Source organism: Microbacterium hydrothermale, from assembly GCF_004854025.1.
Taxonomy (GTDB): Bacteria; Actinomycetota; Actinomycetes; order Actinomycetales; family Microbacteriaceae; genus Microbacterium; species Microbacterium hydrothermale.
Genome location: NZ_STGM01000002.1, coordinates 440,659 through 463,576, shown reverse-complemented (window position 1 = coordinate 463,576; position 22,918 = coordinate 440,659). Strand labels below are relative to the sequence as shown.

Sequence of the window (22,918 nt, the reverse complement as noted above, 5' to 3'; positions counted from 1 at the left end):
CTCTTCTCGCACGACCACAGAAAGCGCACCCATGCCTGACGCACGTCTCTCCATCGACCCCGGAGCCGTCATCGGCCCGATCCGGCGCAAGATCTTCGGCGGGTTCGTCGAGCATCTCGGCCGCCACATCTACACCGGCATCTTCGAACCCGGTCACCCCACGGCGGATGCCGATGGCTTCCGGCAGGATGTCATCGAGCTCGTGAAGGAGCTCGGCGTCGACACCATCCGATATCCCGGCGGCAACTTCGTCTCGGGATTCCGGTGGGAGGACTCGGTGGGACCCGTCGAGAAGCGTCCGCGCCGCATCGACCTCGCCTGGCACTCGACCGAGACGAACGAGATCGGCCTGCACGAGTTCTCGTCGTGGCTCGACAAAGTGGGATCCGACCTCATGATGGCCGTGAACCTCGGCACGCGCGGAACGCTCGAGGCACTCGACCTGCTCGAGTACTCCAACGCCCACGGCGGCACCGCACTCAGTGATCAGCGCATCGCCAACGGGCGCCCGACGCCGTTCGACGTGCGCATGTGGTGCCTCGGCAACGAGATGGACGGCCCATGGCAGCTGGGTCATCGATCTGCCGACGACTACGGGAAGATCGCGTCGCAGGCCGCCAAGGCGATGCGGATGTTCGACCCCGACCTGCAGCTCGTGGTCTGCGGCTCTTCGAGCGCCCACATGCCCACCTTCGGCGAGTGGGAGCGGGTCGTGCTCACACACACCTACGACGACGTCGACCTCATCTCGTGCCACGCCTACTATGAGGAGCGCGGCGGCGACGTCGACAGCTTCCTCGCCTCGGCGGTCGACATGGACGCGTTCATCGAGAAGGTCGTCGCTACGGCAGACCACGTCGGCGCGGTCAAGCAGTCCAGGAAGCGCATCGACATCTCGTTCGACGAATGGAATGTCTGGTACATCGATCGCTACCACGAGGTCGACAAGCTCTCGGGGGTCGGCAACTTCCCCGTCGCCCCGCGGCTGCTCGAAGACTCCTACTCCGTGCTGGATGCCGTCGTGTTCGGCAATCTCATGATCTCGCTCCTCAAGCACGCCGACCGTGTGGCATCCGCTTCTCTGGCGCAGCTGGTCAACGTGATCGCGCCGATCATGACGGAGCCGGGCGGGATCGCGTGGAAGCAGACGACGTTCTTCCCGTTCTCGATCACGTCGCGTCTGGCGCGCGGCGAGGCGCTGCGTCTCGACCTGCAGGCGCCGACCTACACGACCGAGGCCTACGGTGAGGTTCCGCTGGTCGACGCGGTCGCCACGCATGACGCGGAGGCCGGGCGCAGCGCGGTATTCCTCGTGAACCGCTCGACGACCGAGGCCCTCGACGTGGCGATCGACGTGTCGGAGCTGGGGGAGATCGCAGTACTCGAGACGCACACGCTCGCGGACGACGACCGGTCGGCCGCCAACACACTCGACGACCCCGAGCGCGTCGCGCCGGTCCCCAACGACTCGGCGACGATCACGGCCGGGAGCCTGAAGGTCACCCTGCCGCCGGTGTCCTGGACCGCCATCTCGCTCGGATGACGCGAAGGGAGACCGGTCCGCAACCGGCTCGGTCTCCCTGGCGCCCTCGCCGCGCAGAACGGTCGGTGAGGGCAGAGCCCATTCCGGCGCTCTCCGAGGTCGGGCGGAGAGCGGTCGCGCGGATCGTGCCGCGGAGCGGTGCGCTGAGGCGCGAGAGGGTCAACGCCGAGACGGAGCGGCCGTCGAGCCGCGATCGACGAGTTCGAACGGCAGGGTGCCGCGTCCGCGGGCGGGCTCGGCGCCGTCGAGCTCGGCCAGCACCGCGTGGGCCGCGCGTTCGCCCTGACCCCGCGCGAACTGATCCACGGTGGTCAGCCCGAACCACCGGCCCAGTTCGTGACCGTCGACGCCGATGATCGACACGTCGTGAGGAACGCGCAGGCCCCGGTCGCGGGCGGCGAGGATCGCCCCGATCGCCATCTCATCGGATGCCGCGAACAACGCGGTCGGCGCATCGGGTGCGGCGAGGGCGCGTGCCGCCGCCGCCGACCCGCCCTCGATCGTGAAGTCGGCCGGTTCGAAGCGCGCGTCGGTGACCCCGGCCTCCGCGAGCACCTGCTCGAAGCCGCGTCGGCGTAACGCCGGCACGGTCGATCCGGCGTCGATCGCGGCATCCGCCCCGATGTGGGTGATGCGGCGATGACCGAGACCGAGCAAGTGCGTCGTGGCGAGACGGCCGACCGCGAGGTCGTCGACCGTCAACGTGGTCACCAGGGGGTTGGGGCCGGCGATCGCGACGATCGGAACGTCGAGGCCGTTCAGCGACGCCGACTCCTCGGCATCCAGTTCGAGGGCGATCGTGATGACGGCGTCGATCCGGCGGCGCCGGAGGTGGTCGTCGAAGACGCGGCGGCGCTCGGCGGGGTCGGCGCTCACGCTGTACAGCGTGATGTCGTAGCCCTTGCGCACGAGGGCGTCGGAGATCCCGGCGAGCACGGTGCTGAAGAACCAGCGGTCGAGGAAGGGCACCACCACCCCGACGGCGCGCGTGCGCCCCGAGGCGAGGCTCGACGCGGACGCCGAGACGACGTAGCCGAGGCTCTCCGCCGCGGCGAGCACGCGATCCCGCGTCGCCACCGACACCGGACCGCGCCCGCTGAGGGCGCGCGAGACCGTGGCGGTCGACACTCCCGCGGCGCGCGCGACGTCGTCGATACCGGCCACGGTCCCGGGCCCTCGAAGAAGCGGATGCCGCGGCTCAGGCCGCGGCGATCCAGACGGTCGTGTCGGTGGGCAGGCGCTCGCCGTCGAGGGGGCCGCTCGCGACCAGCACCTCTCCCGCGGGCAGCTCGACCGCGGCGTCGCCCAGGTTGGCGATCACGAGCAGCGTGCCGTTGCGGAACGCCACCACGTCGTCGCCGTACCCGTCGACCCACGCGAGGTCGCCCGCGCCGAGGTTGCGGGCGCGGCGCTCGGCGAGCAGCGCGCGGTAGAGCGTGAGCGTCGACGACGGGTCGTCGACCTGCTGGTCGAACGCGAGGTCGGCCCACTCAGACGGCTGGGGCAGCCACGAGGCCCCGGTGTCGTTGAAGCCGTAGGCGGGCGCATCGGCCGTCCAGGGCAGGGGCACGCGGCATCCGTCGCGACCGTAGCGCTCGCCGTTCGTGCGGAACCACGTCGGATCCTGACGGGCGTCGTCGGGCAGGTCGATGACCTCGGGCAGGCCGAGCTCCTCGCCCTGGTACAGGTACGACGAGCCCGGGAGGGCGAGCATCAGCGAGGTGGCCGCGCGGGCGCGACGCAGGCCCTTCACGGGGTCGGGCTGGCCCGGGGACTTCGGGCCGATACCGGCGCCCTGGGGGTTCTCGGCCGTCAACGCGAGGCGCGAGGCGTGGCGTACGACGTCGTGGTTCGACAGCACCCAGGTGCTGGGGGCGCCGACGGCACCGTACTCGTCGAGCGACTCGGTGATCACGGCGCGGAGGGCCGCGGCATCCCATTTCGTCTCGAGGTAGTGGAAGTTGAACGCCTGGTGCATTTCGTCGGGGCGCACCCACAGGGCCGTCTCGGCGACGGTGGGCAGCCACGCCTCGGCGCAGAGCGCCCGGTCGCCGTCGTACTCGGCGAGCACCTCGTGCCATTCGCGCCACACCTCGTGCACGCCCGGCTGGCCCCAGTAGGGCACCGACTCGGCGTCGCCGCCCATCGACCCCCCGTCGGGGTCGGGCGTGTAGTCGGGGAGGCCCTCGGCCTTGATCAGGCCGTGCGCGACGTCGACGCGGAAGCCGTCGACCCCGCGGTCGAGCCAGAAGCGCAGCACGTCGCGGAACTCCGCGCGCACCTCGGGATTGGTCCAGTCGAAGTCGGGCTGGCTCTCGTCGAAGATGTGCAGGTACCACTGGCCGGGCGTGCCGTCGGCCTCGGTGACGCGCTTCCACATGCCGCCGCCGAAGACGCTCTCCCAGTTGTTGGGGGGCAGTTCGCCGTTCTCGCCCTTGCCGTCGCGGAAGATGTACCGCGCCCGCTCCGGGCTGCCGGGGGCGGCCGTCAGCGCCTCCTGGAACCACACGTGCTGATCGCTGGAGTGATTGGGCACGAGGTCGACGATGACCCGGATGCCGCGCTCGTGCGCGCCCGCCAGCATGGCGTCGAAGTCGGCCAGGGTGCCGAAGATCGGGTCGACGTCGCGGTAGTCGGCGACGTCGTAGCCGGCGTCCTTCTGCGGCGAGGTCTGGAAGGGGCTGAGCCAGATGGCATCCACCCCCAGCTTGCGCAGGTCGTCGAGGTGCGCGGTGACGCCGGGGAGGTCGCCCAGGCCGTCGCCCGACGCGTCCGCGAACGAGCGCGGGTAGATCTGGTAGATGACGGCGGTGCGCCACCACTCCGAGCCGGGTGCGGACGCGAGTTCGGGTCGCGAGTCCTGCTGCGTGAAGGTCATGGGTCCACGTTAGTGCAAGCGCTTGCAGTGACGTCAAGGGCGGTGCGGGTTCGGGTCGTGCGGGGGCGGGGCCCGGGCGCCGGGCCCGGCGCCGGGCGCGGGGCGGCGCGGGAGAGCCGCGATTAGGCTGGAACCGTGCCCGACGCCTCCGCCCTCGCCCGCGCTGAATCCCTCATCACGAGCATCCCCGATTACCCGAAGCCCGGGATCGTGTTCCGCGACATCACGCCGTTGCTGACGGATGCCGCGGCCCTGCGCACCGTCGTCGAGGCGCTCATCGAGCCTTTCGCGGGCCGCTTCGACGCCGTCGCGGGTGTCGAGGCCCGCGGGTTCCTCCTGGCGGGGGCCGCGGCCATCGCCGCGAACGTCGGTCTCATGCCGATCCGCAAGGCCGGCAAGCTGCCGCGTCCCGCCGCGACCATGTCGTACGACCTCGAGTACGGCTCGGCGCAGATCGAGATGCACGACGACAACGCCGCGGGCGCCCGCGTCCTGCTGCTCGACGACGTGCTCGCGACCGGCGGCACCCTCGGCGCGGGCCGCGACCTGCTCGAGGCCGTGGGCAGCGAGGTCGTGGGGATCGCGACGCTGCTCGAGATCGACGGTCTCGGCGGCCGCGAGGTGCTCGGCGACGACGTGCACTCGGTCTTCCACGTCTGACGCCTCCCTCTCGGAGGTGCCGTCGCCGGGTGGCGGCGTGCGAAACTCCTGACTTTCCGCGCCGTGAGGGGCGGGATGCCCCGGATTTCCGCCGTCGCAGGGTGGGCGGCGTCCGATTTCTCAGGAGTTCTGCCCGGCCCCCCGGGTGCGGAAGCCGCCGCGCCCCTCAGCCCAGAACGCTCGCGCCCAACTCCACCGGGCTGCCCTCGATGTTGCCCACGATGCCGCGGATGACGCCCGTGCCGTCTTCGCGGCGCAGGCCGTCGTACCAGGCCTGCGTCGCCTCGACGTCGAAGGCGTGCGTCTCGTGCGCGCGCTTTCGGGCGCGCAGTACGAGGTCGCCCGCGCGCTCGGTGCGGATGCGCTCGTAGCGCTTCAGTGAGTCCTCGACGCCGAGGGTCGAGGTCGCGAAGACGATGCCGAGGGCGAAGCTGTCCTCGAGGGCCGAGCACGCGCCCTGGCCGATGTCGGGGGCGGTGTTGTGCGCGGCGTCGCCGAGGATCGCCACGCGCCCGCGCACCCAGGTGTCGAAGGGGTCGATGTCCCAGATCTCCACGCGGTTGAGCGACTCGTCGGGGTCGATCCCGTCGAGCAGCGCGCGCACCCCGGGGGCGCCCCACGAGCCGAAGGCGTCTTCGAGGGCGGCCATGCGGTCCTCGACCACGCCCGACGGTCCGGGCACGTCGACGAAGAAGTAGAAGCGGTCGCCCGCGACGGGCATGACGGCGCAGCGCTTGCCGTCGCCCACGTAGGTCGTCCACTGGTCGAGGGGGCCGATCCGCTCGTCGGCGGTCACGAGGCCGTTGTAGTTGACGTACCCCGAGTAGGTGCGCTCGGGGCGGATGCCGCTCGGCTCGGTCACGTAGTCGCGCACGAGCGAGCGCGCCCCGTCGGCGCCGATCAGCAGGTCGGCCGTGTCGCTCGACCCGTCGGCGAAGACGGCTGTCACGACACCGTCGGTCTCGGAGACGCCGGTGAGCTGCTTCCCCAGCCGGATGTTGTCGGGGCCGACGGCATCCATCATCAGCTGCTGCAGGTCGGCGCGCGCGACGGGATAGGGACGCTGCCCCGTCTGCGCGGTGACGGGGGCGAGGCTGAAGCGGCACATCTCGTCGCCGGTGTGCCCGTCGTAGTAGGCCATGTCGTCCATTCGCCCGCCGAGGGCGGCGACCTGGGGGCCGAGTCCCAGCCAGTTGAGCACCTTCACGCCGTTGGACCACAGCGACAGGGCGGCACCGACGGGGCGGTTCTCGCGCATGCGGTCGTAGACGACGACGTCGTGTCCGAGCTTCTGCAGGGCCAGGGCGGCGGAGGTTCCGCCGACACCGGCGCCGATGACGATGACCTTCATGACTCTCCTCAGCTGCCGCGGTAGGTCGAATAGGCGAACGGGCTGAGCAGCAGCGGCACGTGCAGGTGCGCGTCGCCCGAGACGGTGAACGCGATGGTCGCGACGGGATGGAACGACGCGACGCCCCGGCCTCGGAAGTACGCGCCGGTCGCGAAGGTGAGGGCGTAGTCGCCGTCGTCGAGCACGTCGGGGCCGAGGGCGAGGCGGCCGTCCGCGTCGGTCGCGGCGGAGTCGATCGTCGCGCCATCGAGGTGGGCGAGGGTCACGGAGACTCCGGCGGCGGGGGTGCCGGCGGTGGCGTCCAGGACGTGGGTCGTCAGGTGGGTCATCGGGGGATACCTCGTGGGGGGATGCGGCGGGTCATTCGGCGGCTTCGGGTTCGGCGGGAGCGTCGTCGGCGAAGGTCGTGCGCAGCCGCAGCAGCGCGATCTCGGCGAGCTGGCGGGTGGCTTCGATCGTCTCGGCATCCGGGTCGTTCGTCAGGCGACGCTCGAGCTCGGCGCGCATCTCGCCGGGGGTGCGTCCGGCGGCGCGGATGAGGAAGACGCGGCCGAACCGCTCCTCGTAGGCGAGGTTGCCGGCGGCGATGGCCGCGACGTCGTCGTCGTCGGCGGATGCCATGGAGCCCTGCTCGCGCCGGGACGCCGCGGCCTCGGCGCCGTCGCCCGACACTCTCGCCCCGATGCGCGGGTGCGCGTGCAGGGCCGTCGCGAGGTCGTCGGGCGACCACGCGGAGGCGAGGTCACCCGCGTAGGCGGCGAGGGCGTCGACGCTCGCGTAGGGGCGACCGGCGACGACGGCGTCGACCCACCCCGGGATGTCGGCCCAGACGCGCACGACGCCCGTGGCATCCGCGTCGTCGAGGGCGTGGAAGTCGAGCAGGTGCATGCCGGTCAGGCTAGGCGCGCCGCGTTACGGGCCTGTGGCGGGATGTGTCCGCGATGTTGCTGTGGCGAACATTCAGGGGTGGCCGCCGGCTCGCACCTGCGACACAACGCAGGAAATCCGCCGCCGTTCAAGGCGGCGTCGACGGCATGGCGGGGCCCCAGACGGGCGGATCAGCGAATCTCCTGCGTCGTGTCCGCCGATCGCGCGGGACCGCCGCGCGTCAGGCGTGCACGATCAGCCAGTGCGCCACGGCATCCGTCTCGCCGGTGTTGTGCAGGCGGTGGGGGACCGAGCAGGGGTAGCTGATGGCATCCCCCGCCCGCAGGATCACGCGCTCGGCCTCGAAGTCGATGGTGAGCTCGCCCGCGACGACGGTGCCGACCTCGTATCCCTCGTGGTGGAACAGCCCGTCGGCGCCGTGGGCGGAGGCTCCGGGCGGGTAGATCGACTCGAAGTAGTCGACGCCCGGTGACGATCCGGGGGTGAGGCGGCGGAACGACACCCCGCTGTCGAGCACGATGTCGGGCGACTGCCCGGCCCGCTGCAGCGTGAAACCCGAGGGTCCCGCGGGTTCGACGGGGCGATCGGATGCCGGGTCGAAGGCCGCCACGAGGGGAACGCCCAGGGCGTCGGTGATCGCGATGAGCCGCGAGACGCTCGGCTGCATGACCCCCCGCTCGATCTGCGAGACGGCGCTGGGGGAGATGCCGAGGGTCTTCGCGAGGGCCCGGGCGGAGATGCCGCGGGCTTGGCGCAGGTCGCGGATGCGGGCCCCGACGGATGCCGACGCCTCGGCCGCCGCGGCCGAGTCGCGATCAACGGCGTCGGCGAGGGGCGGCTGCGTCATGCCCTCGAGTCTAGGGAGCGGCGAAGTGTGAAGGAGCGACTTCACATGCTCGTTACACGAGCGAAACCGGCGGCGTCGTGTGAACCCATAACTTCACATCAGAGCTCCACTCCGGCCGCGGACTCCACGTCGTGGCATCCATCGTCCTGAGAGGAATGACATGACTTCCACCCCCCTCACCGGCCCCCACGACCTCGTGGAGGCCGCCGGCCACCCCCACGGGGGCGGCAACATGAAGCCCCACTACGACGAGCGTCTCGCCAACGAAGACCTCGCTCCGCTGCGGAAGCAGAAGTGGTCGAGCTACAACATCTTCGCGTTCTGGATGAGCGACGTGCACTCGGTCGGCGGCTACGTCACGGCCGGATCGCTCTTCGCGCTCGGCCTGCAGTCGTGGCAGGTGCTCGTCGCGCTGATCGCCGGCATCGTCATCGTGCAGGTGTTCGCCAACCTCGTCGCCAAGCCCAGCCAGAAGACGGGTGTGCCCTACCCGGTGATCAACCGCGTCGTCTTCGGCATCCGTGGCGCGAACATCCCCGCGATCATCCGCGGCCTCATCGCGATCGCCTGGTACGGCGTGCAGACCTTCCTCGCGGCGGAGTCGCTGAACATCGTGTTCCTGAAGTTCATCCCGGGTTCCGCGGCCCTGCTCGACGTGTCGTTCGCGGGCCTGTCGGCGCTCGGCTGGATCTCGTACGCGATCCTGTGGACCGCGCAGTTCCTGCTGTTCTGGAACGGCATGGAGGTCATCCGCCGCTTCATCGACTGGGCGGGCCCCGCGGTCTACCTGGTGATGATCGTGCTTGCGGTGTACCTCGTCTCACAGGCCGGCATCGAGAACATCTCGTTCACCCTCTCCACCACCCAACTCGACTTCTGGGCCTCGATCCCGGTGATGTTCGCCGCGATCGCGCTGGTCGTGTCGTACTTCTCGGGCCCGATGCTGAACTTCGGCGACTTCGCCCGCTACGGCAACAGCTTCGCCGCGGTGAAGAAGGGCAACTTCTGGGGCCTGCCGATCAATTTCCTCTTCTTCTCGCTGCTGACCGTCATCACGGCCTCCGCCACCGTCCCGGTGTTCGGCGAACTGCTGACCGACCCCATCAAGACGGTCGAGCGCATCGACACCCCGTTCGCGATCCTGCTCGGCGGGCTCACCTTCGTCACGGCCACGGTCGGCATCAACATCGTCGCCAACTTCATCTCGCCCGCGTTCGACTTCTCCAACGTCGCCCCGAAGAAGATCTCGTGGCGCGCGGGCGGCATGATCGCCGCGGTCGGCTCGACGTTCCTCATGCCGTGGAACTGGTACTCCAACAGTGACGCGATCCACTACTCGCTCGGCGTGCTGGGTGCGCTGATCGGCCCGCTCTTCGGCATCCTGATCGCCGGTTACTACTTCGCCGCCCGCCAGCGCGTGAAGGTCGACGCGATGTTCACGATGGATGCCGCGGGCCCCTACTGGTACCGCAATGGTTTCAACCCGAACGCGGTCAAGGCCGTCATCGCGGCGGGTGTGCCGACGGTCGCGATCGCCGTCTTCCCGAAGCTGTTCGCCGACCTCGGACTGTTCAACGTTTCGTGGATCAGCGATTACAGCTGGTTCATCGGCTGCGGTCTCGGCCTGATGCTCTTCCTGCTCTTCGAGCGTCTCGACCCGCGGGTACCGACGTTCGACGGTGAAACCGAGGGCATCTCGGACGGTGCGGTCCACGGAGCGGCCGCGACCGCGGCATCCGAGCCCCCGGCGATCTCGGGCGGGGTGCCGGTGCCGGGCTCCGGAAGCTCGGGAGCGGATGCGCCCGCGGTGCTCGCGCGAACGGCTCAGGATGCCGCCGTTCCGGAGCGCGGGACAGCGCTGCCCGGGCGCGCGACCGCCGCCGGCCCGCGCACAGGCCTGCTCGCGTGAGGATCCTGCTCATCAACCCCAACACCTCCCGGGCGATGACCGCGAAGATCGCGGACGCCGCCCGGGGGGTGGCGGGACCCGACGTGGTCGTCGACGCGGTGTGCCCCGCGGTCGGGGCGTCGGCGATCGAGAGCCACGTCGACGAGGTCGCCGCGGCCGCCGCGGTGGTCGAGCTCGTCGCGGCGGACCGCGACGGTCCCGCGCCCGCCGATGCCTACGTGATCGCGTGCTTCGGCGACCCGGGACTCGACGCGGCGCGCGAGCTGGTCGACGCTCCGGTCGTCGGGATCGCCGAGGCGGCGATGCACCTGGCCGCGGTGTCGGGGCGGCACTTCGGCGTCGTCACGACCCTGAGCCGCACCCTCGGTCGGGCCCGCGATCTCGTGGGGCGCTACGGCATGGACCGGGCGTGCGTCTCGCTCGCGGCGACCGGCATCCCGGTCCTCGACCTCGAGGACACCGGGTCCGCGGCCGTGGCGACCATCGAACGCTTCGCGGCCGAGGCCGCGTCGGGCGGTGCCGACGTGATCGTGCTCGGCTGTGCGGGAATGGCCGATCTGTGCGCCGAGCTCACGGCGCGCGTCGGGGTGCCGGTCGTCGACGGGGTCGCGGCGGCGGTGGGGATGGCATCCGGAATGGTGCGGATGGGACTCGGCACGAGCAAGCGCGACGAGTACGCGTCGCCGCCGGTGCGGGAGGGGCGGGTGCCGGTCGCTTCGCGGATCGGGGCGGGTCACGTGCCCACCCCGGGTCCGTCGGCAGGGGGCTCTCTCGCGCTCACGACTCCTCCCCAGGCGGCGGATGTCGAGGTGTTCGCATGAATGTTGATGACGGTTACATTCGTGAAACGCGAGCCGCTTAGCGTGAGCGGCATGAGCACACGGATCGCCGCGCGTCGGGTCTTCCTCGGCGACGCCTTCGCGCCCGCCACGGTCGTGATCGACGACGGGGTCGTCTCCTCCTTCGAGGAGTTCGACGTCGGCGCCGACACCGTGCTCCCCGCCGACGCGGTGCTGCTGCCGGGGCTCGTCGACTCGCACGTGCACCTCGACGAACCCGGCCGCACCGAGTGGGAGGGCTTCGCCACCGGCACCGCGGCGGCGGCGGCCGGCGGCGTCACGACCGTGGTCGACATGCCGCTCAACAGCGTCCCGGTGACCACCTCGGTCGACGCGCTGGAGGCCAAGCGTGCGGCCTCCCGGGGAAAGCTCGCCGTCGACGTCGCCTACTGGGGCGGCGCCGTGCCCGAGAACCTCGGTTCGCTGCGCGAGCTGGCGGATGCCGGGGTCGTCGGCTTCAAGTGCTTCCTCTCCCCGAGCGGGATCGACGAGTTCGGGCACCTCGACGCCGACCAGCTCGAGCGGTGCCTGGAGGAGTTGGCCGCCTTCGACGGGCTGCTCATCGTGCACGCCGAAGACCCCGCGCACCTGCCCGCCCACGACGCCCTCGGACCGCGCTACCGCGACTTCGAGGCGAGTCGACCGCCGCTCAGCGAGCGCGCGGCGATCGAGCGGGTCATCGCGGCCGCCCGCCGCACGGGGGCCCGCGCGCACATCGTGCACGTCTCCGACGGCGGCTCCCTCGACCTCGTCCGCGCGGCGAAGGCCGAGGGCGTGCGCCTCACGATCGAGACGTGCCCGCACTACCTGACGCTCGACGCCGCCGAGGTGCCCGACGGGGCCGGCGCCTTCAAGTGCTGCCCGCCCATCCGCGGGGGCGACAACCGCGACCTGCTATGGGCCGGAGTGATCGACGGCACCGTCGACGCGATCGTGAGCGACCACTCGCCCGCGACGGTCGAACTCAAGACCAACCCCGACTTCGGCCTCGCCTGGGGTGGGATCGCGGGGCTGCAGACCGGACTCTCGGCGATCCACTCGACCGCGCGAGAGCGCGGCCTGGCCTTCGAGACCCTGCTGCCGCTGCTGACGACCGGACCTGCGAAGATCGCGGGCCTCACCGGTCTCGGGGTGATCGAGGTCGGCGCTCCCGCGCACCTCGTCGCCTTCGCCCCCGACGAACAGGTCGTCGTCGACGCCGCCAGCCTGGAGTACCGCCACCCCCTGTCGCCCTGGCACGGCAAGACGCTCACCGGTGCGGTGCGCGAGACGTGGCTGCGCGGGCGGTCGGTGTACCGCCGCGGCGCGCCCGTGACCGACCGCGAGGGCCGCGAGCTGCTCCGCACCGCCGCGACGGTGGAGGTGTGAGCGCCGTGTCGCCGACCTCCCCGCTCGAGATCCTCCAGCCGGGGGTCGGGTCGATCCCCGGCGATCACTACGTGCCGGCCACCCCTGCCACGGTGATGTGGGGCCGACTGCCCTGCGCTGCCGACGCCGCGGTGCTCGAGGTCGCGTCGGGTGAGAGCGTCACCTTCGACACCGTGAGCCACGAGGGGATCCTCGACGACCAGGGCAAAGACCCGCTCGCCTACTTCTCGGCCCACGGCGTACCCGCCGACCAGGTGCTCGCCGACGCGATCGAGATCGCGGCATCCGTCGGCCGTGACCCCTTCGCCGACGGTCCGCACGTCGTCGTCGGCCCCGTGCGCGTGCGGGGCGCCCGACCGGGCGATCTGCTGAAGATCACCGTCGAGGCGCTCGCTCCGCGCGTCCCGTACGGGGTCGTTTCCAACCGTCACGGCAAGGGCGCCCTGGTCGGCGAGCTGCCCCGCGGCGAGCACAACGTCAGCGTCTTCGCCGCGGTCGCCGAGCGCGACGGCATCCTGCACGGGACGCTCCCCGTGGTCGAGGGCGGCGAGCCGATCGTCGCGTTCCCGCTCGCCCCCTTCCTCGGGACGATGGGGGTCGCCGTCGCCGCCGACGAGCGGCCGCACTCCGTTCCGCCGGGCGCCCACGGCGGCAACATCGACGTGAACCTGCTCGTCGAGGGGACGACGCTGTTCCTCCCGGTGCAGGTCGAGGGGGCCCTCGCCTACGTCGGCGACCCGCACTTCGCCCAGGGCGACGGCGAGGTCGCTCTCACCGCGCTCGAGGCGTCGCTGCGGGCGACGCTCCGCTTCGAGGTGATCCCGGCGGATGCCGCCCGCGCGGCCTTCGGAGAGGTCACCGGCCCGCTCGTGCGCACGCCGGAGTACCTCGTTCCCACCGGCATGGACACCGATCTCGACGCCGCGATGCGTGCGTGCGTGCGGGCGTCGCTCGCGCTCATCGAGGGGCGCTGGGGGATGGCGGAGCACCTCGCGTACGCCTACCTCAGCGCCGCGACCGACTTCGACATCTCGCAGGTCGTCGACATCGTCTCGGGGGTGCACGCCCGCATCCGGGAGGCGGACTTCGCGGGTGTGCCCGCGGTGGAGCCCGTCGCCCTGGCATCCGGTGCCGTCGCCTCGCCGTCCGAAGCCGTTCCCTCGCACGATGAAGGAGACGTCGCATGAGCCCCGTCCTCGCTGCCGCCCTGGCCCGCGCCGAAGCCGCCGCCGGCGACCTCGCGGGCGTTCCGGCCGACACCGGCGCCACCCCGCCCCGCCGAGCGTCCAGAACACCCGGACGGTTCCTCGGGATGTCCGGGTTTTTCGGACAGTCGACGCAGGTCGGGGAGGCGCAGCGCGGAGGGGCGCAGCGCGTGGAGACGCAGCGCGGAGGGGCGCGGCGCGGAGGGGGGCGCGGACGATGACGGATGCCACGACGGCGACGCCAGAGCCCGCTGCACCCGCACCGGGCTCGGCCACGGGCTCCCCGCCGATCCCCGCCGACCTGCGCGCGGCGTTCGACGCGTACGAGCGGGCGATCGTCGCCAATGACCTCGACGCACTCGACGACTTCTTCGCCCCCGGCTCCGACACCCTGCGCGGCGACACCGCGGGGCTGCTCGTGGGGCACGAGGCGATCAGCGGGTTCCGGTCGCTGCGCGGGGGCGTGCCGCCGCGCGAGATCACCGAGATCCACTACCGGCCGCTCGCGTCGGGGGGCGGGCTCGCGGCATCCGGAACCGCGAGCGCCGACGGCGACGTCGCCCTGCTCATCTCGGTCTCGCAGTTCTCGGGCGGGGGCCGGGGCCTGCAGACGCAGATCTGGCAGCGGGTCGACGGCCGGTGGCTGATCACGGCCGCGCACGTGACCCCGCGCACCCCGGCCCTCGACCGCACGATCTGGCAAAGCGTCGGCGACCCGTTCCTGCAGGGCGCGTGGGAGGGACCGCTCGCGGGACTCACCGTGGCGGTCAAGGACCTCTTCGCGATCGCGGGCTTCCGCATCGGCGCGGGCAACCCGACCTGGCTCGGGGAGGCGCGCCCCGAGAAAGTCACCGCTCCCGCCGTCGCCGACCTGCTGCGCGCGGGCGCGTCGCTGCGGGGGATCGCGCGCACCGACGAGTTCGCGTACTCGATCGCGGGCGACAACGTGCACTACGGCACCCCGCCCAACGGCGCGGTGGTCGGGGCGCTGCCCGGCGGATCGTCCAGCGGGCCGGCCTCGGCGGTGGCCCTCGGTCACGCCGACATCGGGCTCGCGACCGACACCGCCGGCTCGATCCGCGTGCCCGCGTCGTACCAGGGGCTGTGGGGTCTGCGTACGACGCACGACCTCGTCCCGCGCCAGGGCATGCTGCCCCTCGCACAGTCGTTCGACACGATCGGCTGGCTCACCCGCGACGGCGAGACGCTCCAGCGGGTCGCCGAGTGGTGCCTCAGCTACGACGGTTCCGCCTCGACCGAGAGCGTCTACGGGGCGTCCGGCGACGACCTGCCCTGGCGCTTCCTCGTGCCCGAGGACATTCTCGCGTGCGTCGACCCCGCCACGCGCGACGCCTTCTCGCGGCTGGTGGCCGCGGTGGCGGCATCCGAGGATCCGCCCTCGTTCCGCGCCGTGCACACGGGAGACCTGGATGCCACCTTCACCGCGTTCCGCACCGTGCAGGGCGCCGAGGCGTGGCGCAACGACGGCGAGTGGCTGCGCGCGCACCCCGGGGCCGTGGGCCCGGCGGTCGCGGAGCGCTTCCGCGCCGCGTCGCAGATCACCGCGACCGAGGAGTCCCGCGCCCGCGCCGACCTCGAGCCGATCGCCGCGCACCTGGCCGAGCTGGTCGACGGGGCGGTGCTGATCTTCCCGACCGTTCCCGGCCCCGCGCCGCTGCGGACGGCCGACGTGGATGCCGTCCGCGCAGCGACCCTGCGCATGACCGCCCCCGCGGCGGCGGCGGGGCTGCCCGCGATCTCGGTGCCGCTGCTGACCGTCGGCGGCGCTCCCGTCGGCGTGTGCCTGGTGGCGCGCGCGGGCACCGACATCGCGCTGGTGCGTCTCGCCCGTCGGCTGCACGCCCTGGTCGGGGCGGGGACCGGCCGATGACCCGCGTCGCGGCGTCGGCCGGCCGCCGTGCGAAACTCCTGACATTCCGCCCCGAGCGGTCGGCGGCCGGCGCCGGCGTGGCATCCACCGTCGGTTCTTCCGGAGTTTCGCCCGCTCGCGCCGCTTGGTCGCTCCCTGCCTCCCGGCGCGCGTCCACGCCCGACGACGGCGGGTGGACACGGGCGGAACTCCTGAGAATCGGGCACGATCTCGCTTCGGCACCGGTTCCAGCGGCATTCGCGGCCGGCGTTTCAGGAGTTTCGCTCGCCCGCACGCCCGCACCGCGATGCACCGGCCGCACCCGCCCGACGTCCCACCACCCCCGCTCCCTGGAGTCCTGATGTCCCACCTCCCCGGCCCGATCGATCCGCCCGCTCGCCTGCTCATGGGTCCCGGCCCCATCTCGGCGTACCCGAGCGTGCTGCGCGCGATGGGCGCCCCGCTCGTCGGTCAGTACGACCCCTTCATGACGGCCACGATGACCGAGACGCAGGAGCTGTACCGGCAGGTGTGGGGCACGTCCAACGACGCCACGCTGCTGATCGACGGCACGAGCCGCGCCGGCATCGAGGCCGCGATGGTCTCGCTGATCCACCCCGGCGACCGCGTGCTCGTCCCCGTCTTCGGCCGCTTCGGGCACCTGCTCGCCGAGATCGCCGAGCGCGCCCTCGCCGAGGTGCACACGATCGAGGTGCCGTGGGGGCAGGTCTTCCCGGTCTCGACGATCCGCGCGGCAATCGAGCGGGTGAAGCCCCACCTCGTCGCGTGCGTGCAGGGCGACACCTCCACGACGATGCTCCAGCCGCTCGACGAGATCGGCGAGATCTGCCGCGCCCACGGCGCCCTGTTCTACACCGACGCGACGGCCTCGCTCGGGGGAAACCCGTTCGAGATGGACGCCTGGGGCCTGGATGCCGCGACCGCCGGCCTGCAGAAGTGCCTCGGCGGTCCCTCGGGATCGGCGCCGATCAGCCTGTCCGAGCGCGCCGTCGAGGTCGTGCGCTCGCGGGCCCGCGTCGAGGCCGGCATCCGCGAGGAGGGGGATGCCGTGGCATCCGACTTCATCCGCTCGAACTACTTCGACCTCGCGATGATCCTCGACTACTGGGGACCGCGGCGCCTGAACCACCACACCGAGGCGACGACCATGCTCTACGGCGCGCGCGAGTGCGCGCGCGTGCTGCTGCTCGAGGGGCGCGACGAGGTCATCGCGCGGCACCGGCTGCACGGCGACGCGATGCTCGCGGGCGTCGAGGGCCTCGGGCTCACCGTCTTCGGCGACGTCGCGCACAAGATGACGAACGTCGTCGCCGTCGAGATCCCGGACGCCGTCGTGGGCGACGCCGTGCGCAGCGAGCTGCTCGGCGACTTCGGCATCGAGATCGGCACCTCGTTCGGCCCGTTGCACGGCCGCGTCTGGCGCATCGGCACGATGGGCTACAACGCCCGGAAGGACGCCGTGCTCACCACGCTCGCCGCCCTCGAGACGGTGCTGCGCCGCCACGGGGCGACGGTCGCCGCCGGCGGCGGGGTCGAGGCGGCGCAGGGCGTGTACGCGGGGGCGGGGGAGTGAGTCCTCGCTCGTCCTCCGCTCCGCGCGACGCCGCAACCGGGGCCCGCCGATGACCACCGCGACCCGCCTGCAGGCGGCTCCCGAGCGCATCGCGGCCGCCGCCCGCCGCGTCATGGGGCGGTGCGAAGAACTCGCGCGGGTCACCGCGACGCCGGGGAGCATCACCCGCGTCTACCTCTCGCCCGAGCACGCGCGGGTCAACCGCCTCGCGGCGGAGTGGATGCGCGAGCTCGGCATGACGACCCGGCAGGATGCCGCGGGCAACCAGGTCGGACGACTCGCTCCCGCGGGCGCCCCCGACGCCCCCGCCCTGCTGCTCGGGTCGCACCTGGACACCGTCCCCGACGCCGGACGCTTCGACGGGATCGTCGGGGTGCTGATGGCGCTCGAGGTCGTCCGGCTGCTCCGTCTCATCGACGACGAGGGCGCGGCATCCAGTCCCTTCCCGTTCGCGCTCGAGGTGATCGCCTTCAGCGACGAGGAGGGCACGCGCTTCGGCAAGGCCCTGCTGGGCTCTTCGGCCGTCGCGGGGCAGTGGGACCCCGCGTGGTGGGACCTCGCCGACGCAGACGGCACCACGTTGCGCGAGGCGTTCCGCGAGTTCGGTCTCGACCCCGGACGCGTGGGCGAGGCCGCGCGCCGACCCGACGAGCTCGTCGCGTACCTCGAAGCCCACATCGAGCAGGGACCCGAGCTGCACCGCAGCGGGCAGGCGCTCGCCGCGGTGTCGTCGATCGCCTCGGCCCGTCGGTTCCAGCTCGTCGTCGAGGGCGAGGCCCGGCACGCCGGCGGGACGCCCTACGACATGCGGCGCGACGCTCTCCTCGGGGCGAGCGAGGCGGCCCTCGCCGTCGAGCGCGTCTGCCGCGGAGAGCACCACATCATCGGCACGGTCGGTCAGCTCGAGGCCTTCCCCGGCGCGGTGAACGTCGTCCCGGGCGAGGCGCACTTCTCCCTCGACCTGCGCGGGGAGTTCGACGACGCGCGCGATCGCACCTGGGTCGAGATCTCGAACGAGCTCGACGCGATCATGGGCCGCCGGGGTCTGCGCTGGCGTTCGCGCGAGGTGCACAGCGCCCCCGCCGTGTTCTGCGCGCCGCTGCTGCAGGACGTCGTGCGCGCCGGCATCGGATCCGAGGCCCCGACGCTGTTCAGCCGCGCCGGCCACGACGCGATGTCGATCGGTGCGATCACCGAGGTGGGCATGCTGTTCCTGCGCAATCCCGACGGCATCAGCCACCACCCCGACGAGGCCGTGAGCGGGGCGGACGTCGCGGCGGGACTGCGCGCTCTCGCCGAGGCGATCCTGCACCTGGGGGCGGAGCGGCGCTGAGGCGAGGGGTGCGTCCGGCAGCGGATGGACCGGTGCCGCGGCGGGGGCGTTCGGCGGCGCGTGTACCGGTACCGGGGCGGCCGCCGCACCGGTCCACCGATCCCCGACTGGCCCCCGGCGACGGGCGGCGACCTGCGCGAGAATCGCTGGATGACCGAAACACCCGGCATCCTGCACCTGCTCGCCTTCGCCGCCGAACCGGGCGGCGGCAACCCCGCGGGAGTGGTCCTGGATGCGACGGACCTCGACGACGCGGACATGCAGCGCATCGCGACCGACCTCGGCCACCCGGAGACGGCGTTCGTCGGTGAGCGCGACGGCCGCCGGGTCGCCGTGCGGTACTTCTCCCCGGGCGCCGAGGTTCCCTTCTGCGGACACGCGACCATCGCGACGGCGGTCGCCCTCGCCGAGGCGGAGGGAGTCGGGCCGTTCACGTTCGACACCGCAGCGGGCGCGATCGAGGTCGCGACCGACCGCGACGCCGAGGGCCACGTCACCGCCGGGTTCACGAGCGTCGAGCCCGACACGATCGAGCTCGAGCCCGACGTCGCCGACCGACTCCTCGGCATCCTGGGACTCGACCGCGCCGATCTCGACGACCGGATACCGCTCGCGCAGGCCTTCGCCGGCAATCTGCATCCGGTGGTCGCGATCGCGTCCCGCGAGACGTTCGATTCGTTCACGTTCGACCCCGCGGAGCTCCGTGAGCTCATGGACGAACGCGGCTGGAAGGGCACCGTCATCACCGCGCACGTCGCGGGCGAGCTCGTCGACGGCGTCGTCGTGGAAGCGCGCAACCTCTTCCCCGTCGGCGACATCACCGAAGACCCCGCCACCGGCTCCGCCGCGGCCTCGTTGGGCGCGTACCTGCGTGACCGACTCGGCCTGCCCTCGCCCTTCGCCTTCACCGTGCGGCAGGGCCGGCACATCGGCCGGCCGAGCGTCCTGGAGGTGGAGGTTCCGGCATCCGGCGGCATCCGCGTCTCCGGCACGGCTGCGCTGCAGGAGGGCTGAGCACGTCGCGCCCGGCTTGTCCCACTTGTGGCCGGTTGAGCCGGCCCGCACCGGCAATATGTGGGACAAACACCGGCTATATGTGGGACGAGGGTGCGCCCCGGCCCGCGCCTGCCCCCGGCCTGCGCCTGCCGCCGGCCTGCGCGTGCGGCCCGGTCCTTCGCCCCCTTGTCCCACTTATGGTCGGTCGAGCCGGCGCGCACCGGCCATTTGTGGGACGAGCACCGGCGACAAGTGGGACGAGCCCCCCGCCGCAGCCGGAATCGCCTCACTCCCCGCCGGCCAGCCTCCACACCCGGTCGCGCGAGAACGGCAGCTCGTACCCTCGACGGCCGACGGCTCGCGACACCGCGTTGCCGATCGCCGCACCGACGGGGTTGTAGGGCGACTCGCTCATCGACTTCGCGCCGAACGGGCCCAGGGAGTCGTCGGTCTCGGCGAAGTACACCTCGGTGTCGGGTACGTCGGCGAACTGCGGCACGCGATACGTGCGGAACACGGGATTCTGCACGACGCCGTCTTCGAGCAGCACCTCCTCGTACAGCGCGCCACCGAGCGCCTGCGCGGCCCCGCCCTCGATCTGCCCGCGGCACTGGGCGGGGTTGATGACGACCCCGGCGTCGGCCGACTGGATCGACTGCAGCACCTTCACCGTCCCGGTCTGCGGGTCGACGGCCACGCGCACCGCGTGCACGTTGAACGCGAGCGAACGGAGGTCGCCGAACTCCGCGCCGTCCGCGGTGAGCTCGCTCTCGCCCGAGGCCGCGACGATCCGCGCCCAAGAGACGATCTCGTCCCCCACGCGGATTCCGGATGCCGTGAACTCGACCTCTCCGTCCTTCGACGGCGCGTCGCGGCCGACGCCCGACCCGACGGTGGATGCCGCCACCGCGCCCTCGCCGTCCTCGAACGACGCGTCGCGGCCGACGCCCGACCCGACGCCGGATGCCGCCACCGCGACCTCGCCGCCCTCGAACGACCCGGCGCGTTCGGCCGACCCGCGCGCCCCCGACCCGACGGCGGATGCCGCCATCGCGAGGTCCCGGGCATCATCCCCGGTCGCGAGTTCTCGCGCGAGGTCGACCATCCGCCGCCGCAGCGCCGTGCACGCGCCGAAGAGCGCCTTGCCCGCGACCACCGTTCCGGCCGAGGCGAAGGCCCCGGTGTCGTGGCGCACGGCGTCGGTGTCGGCGGCCCACAGCTCGAGGCGCTCGGGCGACGCATCGAGCACGGTCGCGGCGATCTGGCGGTGCACGGTCGAGGTGCCGTTGCCGAACTCCGCCGTCCCCACCCGCAGCAGGTACGTGCCGTCGGGGCGCAGGGTGGCGGTGGTGTGGGCGATGTGGCCACGGGGAGCCATCGTCGCGATCATGGCGGTCGCCATCCCCTCGCCGACGAGCCACCCCTCGGGAGCGTCGACGCCGTTGCCGCGTCGCAGGGCGTCCTGCGCGAGGTCGAGGCACTGGTCGAGGCCGTAGCTGCCCCAGATCAGGTCCTCCTCGTACTCCTCGTCGTCGTCGGGGTGCAGGGGGTCGCCCTCGCGCACGGCGTTGATGCGTCGCAGGTCGAAGGGGTCGATGTCGAGCTCCTGCGCGAGCGCGTCCATCGCCGACTCGACCGCGAAGACGACCTGCCCGAGCCCGTACCCGCGGAACGCCCCCGACGGCGGATTGTTCGTGTACACCGCCTCGGCGTCGATCCACTTCGTCGGCACCCGGTACAGCGTCGTCGACTCGGCGCACGAGTGGAACAGCACGCCGATCGCGTGGTTGCCGTAGGCGCCGGTGTCGCTCAGCACGTCGATCTTCATCGCGGTGAGCGAGCCCGCGGCATCCGCCCCGAGGGTCGCGCGCACGCGCATCGGATGCCGCAGCGACGCCCGCACGAACTGATCGGTGCGCGAGAACTCGTAGACCACCGGACGGCCGAGCGTCAGCACGGCCAGGGCGGTGAGGTCTTCGGTGAACAGCTCCTGCTTGCCGCCGAAGCCGCCGCCCACGCGCGCGGCGAACACGCGCACGCGATCGCGTTCGAGGCCGAAGATGTGCGCGATCTCGTCGCGGGCGAGGAACGGCACCTGCGTCGACGAGCGGATGACGAGGCGCCCGTCGTCGTCGAGCCATCCCACGGCCGCGTGCGTCTCGAGGGCCGCGTGCGTGACGCGCGACGACCGCCACTCGCCGGTCACCGTCGCGTGGCTCGCGGCGAGGGCCTGGTCGATGTCGCCGCCGTGACCGGTGTGGAAGCCGGCGACCACGTTGCGTCCGGCCTCCATCACGCGCTCGTCGGGCGTGCGGTCGGGATGCAGCAGGGGAGCCCCCGGGCGACGCGCCTCTTCGGGGTCGAAGACCGCGGGGAGCACGTCGTAGTCGATCCGGACCGCGCGGCATCCGGCATCCGCCGCCTCCGCGGTCTCGGCCACGACCGCGACCACGCGCTGCCCGACGTGCCGCACGACATCGTCGAGCATGCGCGTGTCGTCGGGGTCGTCGGTGCGGTGCTCGTGCCGACCGGAGGAGTAGCGCACCTCGGGCACGTCGGCGTGGGTGAACACGGCGACCACTCCCGGCAGCGCGAGCGCCGCGGACGTGTCGATCGAGCGGACGCGCGCGTGGGCGTGCGGCGAGGACACGACTCGCAGCACGAGCGGCGGGCCGCCGGGCACGGGCTCGTCGAGCGTGAACGGTTCGCGGCCCTGCACGAGGCGGCGCGCGGCCTCGGGGATGACCGAGGCGCCGACGCGCGCGGTGGTCGCGGGCGTGCAGGACTCCTGCAGATCGGGCTGTTCCGGGGCGGACGGCAGCGGACCGCGCGGTTCTGCAGGAGTCGTGCGCGCCGCCGGGGCGGATCCGGCTGCGGCGGAGGCGCCGGCGTGTCCGCCGCAACCCGCGCCACAGGCGTCGGCGCCCGCCCGTGCGGCGCCCGTCCCTGCGGCGCCCGTCCCCGCGGCGCCCGTCCCCGCGGCGCCCGTCCCTGCGGCGCCCGTCCCTGCGGCGCCCGTCCCCGCGGCGCCCGTCCCTACGGCGCCCGTTCCCGCGGCATCCGCCCCGCTCCCCGTCTCACGGACGGGGCCCAGCACCGAGGCCCGGATGGCCTCGCGGATCGGGCGGTACCCGGTGCAGCGGCACAGGTTGCCCTTCATGCGGCGGTCGAGGTCGTCGAGGTCGTCGGCGCCCAGGGTGGACGCCGTGACGCTCATCCCCGGGGAGCAGAAGCCGCACTGGAATCCGAAGCCCGTCGCGATCGCCTCCTGCACCGGGTGCAGGTCGTCGCCGGGGGCGAGGCCCGCGGCCGTGGTGATCGCGCGACCCTCCAGACGCATCGCGGGCACGATGCACGAGTGCGTGGGGGTGCCGTCGAGCAGCACGGAGCAGGCGCCGCAGTCTCCGGCGTCGCAGCCCTTCTTGACCTCGACGTGACCCGTCTCGCGCAGCAGTGTGCGGGCGCATTGGCCGGGCCGCGGCTCCGCCTCGACCGGGGAACCGTTGACATGGAATCTCACGCGGTCGCCTCCCCGGCGGTCGAGGGGCGGTGCGGTGCGGGCACTTCGTCGTGGGAACGGATGCCGCGCCGGTGCCGCGCTCCGGAGGGTGCGCCCGGATCCTCGCCGCACGCCCAC

General features: G+C 72.6%; 17 protein-coding genes. 10 read left to right on the top strand and 7 right to left on the bottom strand.

Annotation, left to right across the window (positions count from 1 at the left end):
• The first annotated feature begins 31 nt into the window (after positions 1 to 31).
• Complete coding sequence (arfA, locus tag FB047_RS05805) at positions 32 to 1,543, top strand: arabinosylfuranosidase ArfA (RefSeq protein ID WP_136586239.1); 1,512 nt, start codon at positions 32 to 34, stop codon at positions 1,541 to 1,543.
• A 159-nt stretch (positions 1,544 to 1,702) separates the two neighbouring features.
• Here the strand turns inward: arfA and FB047_RS05800 are convergent, their stop codons facing one another.
• Both FB047_RS05800 and FB047_RS05795 read right to left on the bottom strand, forming a co-directional pair.
• Positions 1,703 to 2,707: a LacI family DNA-binding transcriptional regulator gene (locus tag FB047_RS05800; protein ID WP_136586238.1), complete on the bottom strand. Its 1,005-nt coding sequence runs from the start codon at positions 2,705 to 2,707 to the stop codon at positions 1,703 to 1,705.
• 34 nt (positions 2,708 to 2,741) lie between these two features.
• Positions 2,742 to 4,421 (bottom strand): glycoside hydrolase family 13 protein, encoded by a 1,680-nt coding sequence (locus FB047_RS05795; RefSeq protein WP_136586237.1) that lies wholly within the window; start codon positions 4,419 to 4,421, stop codon positions 2,742 to 2,744.
• 135 nt (positions 4,422 to 4,556) lie between these two features.
• Between FB047_RS05795 and FB047_RS05790 the strand changes: the two genes are divergently transcribed.
• Positions 4,557 to 5,081 carry an adenine phosphoribosyltransferase gene (locus tag FB047_RS05790; protein ID WP_136586236.1) on the top strand — a complete coding sequence of 175 codons (525 nt, stop codon included), beginning with the start codon at positions 4,557 to 4,559 and terminating at the stop codon, positions 5,079 to 5,081.
• 166 nt (positions 5,082 to 5,247) lie between these two features.
• Here the strand turns inward: FB047_RS05790 and hpxO are convergent, their stop codons facing one another.
• The 4 genes from hpxO to FB047_RS05770 form a co-directional block, all read right to left on the bottom strand.
• On the bottom strand, positions 5,248 to 6,432 hold the full coding sequence (gene hpxO, locus FB047_RS05785) for an FAD-dependent urate hydroxylase HpxO (RefSeq protein ID WP_136586235.1): 1,185 nt from the start codon (positions 6,430 to 6,432) through the stop codon (positions 5,248 to 5,250).
• Between the two features lie 8 nt (positions 6,433 to 6,440).
• Positions 6,441 to 6,761, bottom strand: a complete 321-nt coding sequence (gene uraH, locus FB047_RS05780) for a hydroxyisourate hydrolase (protein WP_136586234.1) — start codon at positions 6,759 to 6,761, stop codon at positions 6,441 to 6,443.
• Positions 6,762 to 6,792: 31 nt separating this feature from the next.
• Positions 6,793 to 7,320: a 2-oxo-4-hydroxy-4-carboxy-5-ureidoimidazoline decarboxylase gene (gene uraD / locus FB047_RS05775; protein ID WP_136586233.1), complete on the bottom strand. Its 528-nt coding sequence runs from the start codon at positions 7,318 to 7,320 to the stop codon at positions 6,793 to 6,795.
• A 220-nt stretch (positions 7,321 to 7,540) separates the two neighbouring features.
• The gene (locus FB047_RS05770) at positions 7,541 to 8,167 is read right to left on the bottom strand and encodes a helix-turn-helix domain-containing protein (protein ID WP_136586232.1); all 627 of its coding nucleotides are present in this window, start codon (positions 8,165 to 8,167) and stop codon (positions 7,541 to 7,543) included.
• Positions 8,168 to 8,327: 160 nt separating this feature from the next.
• Here FB047_RS05770 and FB047_RS05765 point away from each other — a divergent pair, with 160 nt between their 5' ends.
• The 8 genes from FB047_RS05765 (at position 8,328) to FB047_RS05730 (ending at position 19,299) form a co-directional block, all read left to right on the top strand.
• Positions 8,328 to 10,076, top strand: a complete 1,749-nt coding sequence (locus FB047_RS05765; protein WP_136586231.1) for an NCS1 family nucleobase:cation symporter-1 — start codon at positions 8,328 to 8,330, stop codon at positions 10,074 to 10,076.
• Positions 10,073 to 10,897, top strand: coding sequence for an aspartate/glutamate racemase family protein (locus FB047_RS05760; RefSeq protein ID WP_136586230.1), 825 nt, complete (start codon positions 10,073 to 10,075; stop codon positions 10,895 to 10,897). The genes FB047_RS05765 and FB047_RS05760 overlap by 4 nt, the downstream gene beginning before the upstream one ends.
• 51 nt (positions 10,898 to 10,948) lie before the next feature.
• Positions 10,949 to 12,283, top strand: a complete 1,335-nt coding sequence (gene allB, locus FB047_RS05755) for an allantoinase AllB (RefSeq protein WP_240752645.1) — start codon at positions 10,949 to 10,951, stop codon at positions 12,281 to 12,283.
• Positions 12,280 to 13,470: an acetamidase/formamidase family protein gene (locus FB047_RS05750; RefSeq protein WP_240752644.1), complete on the top strand. Its 1,191-nt coding sequence runs from the start codon at positions 12,280 to 12,282 to the stop codon at positions 13,468 to 13,470. The genes allB and FB047_RS05750 overlap by 4 nt, the downstream gene beginning before the upstream one ends.
• Before the next feature lie 235 nt (positions 13,471 to 13,705).
• Positions 13,706 to 15,379, top strand: coding sequence for an AtzH-like domain-containing protein (locus FB047_RS05745; RefSeq protein WP_136586228.1), 1,674 nt, complete (start codon positions 13,706 to 13,708; stop codon positions 15,377 to 15,379).
• A gap of 340 nt (positions 15,380 to 15,719) precedes the next feature.
• Positions 15,720 to 16,952, top strand: coding sequence for a pyridoxal-phosphate-dependent aminotransferase family protein (locus tag FB047_RS05740; protein ID WP_136586227.1), 1,233 nt, complete (start codon positions 15,720 to 15,722; stop codon positions 16,950 to 16,952).
• A gap of 49 nt (positions 16,953 to 17,001) precedes the next feature.
• Positions 17,002 to 18,285, top strand: a complete 1,284-nt coding sequence (locus FB047_RS05735) for an allantoate amidohydrolase (RefSeq protein WP_136586226.1) — start codon at positions 17,002 to 17,004, stop codon at positions 18,283 to 18,285.
• Between the two features lie 150 nt (positions 18,286 to 18,435).
• Complete coding sequence (locus FB047_RS05730) at positions 18,436 to 19,299, top strand: PhzF family phenazine biosynthesis protein (RefSeq protein WP_136586225.1); 864 nt, start codon at positions 18,436 to 18,438, stop codon at positions 19,297 to 19,299.
• 268 nt (positions 19,300 to 19,567) lie between these two features.
• Here FB047_RS05730 and FB047_RS17205 read toward each other — a convergent pair whose 3' ends face one another.
• A complete protein-coding gene (locus FB047_RS17205) occupies positions 19,568 to 22,801 on the bottom strand; it encodes a molybdopterin-dependent oxidoreductase (protein WP_240752643.1) in 3,234 nt (1,077 codons plus the stop codon).
• Positions 22,802 to 22,918: the final 117 nt, after the last annotated feature.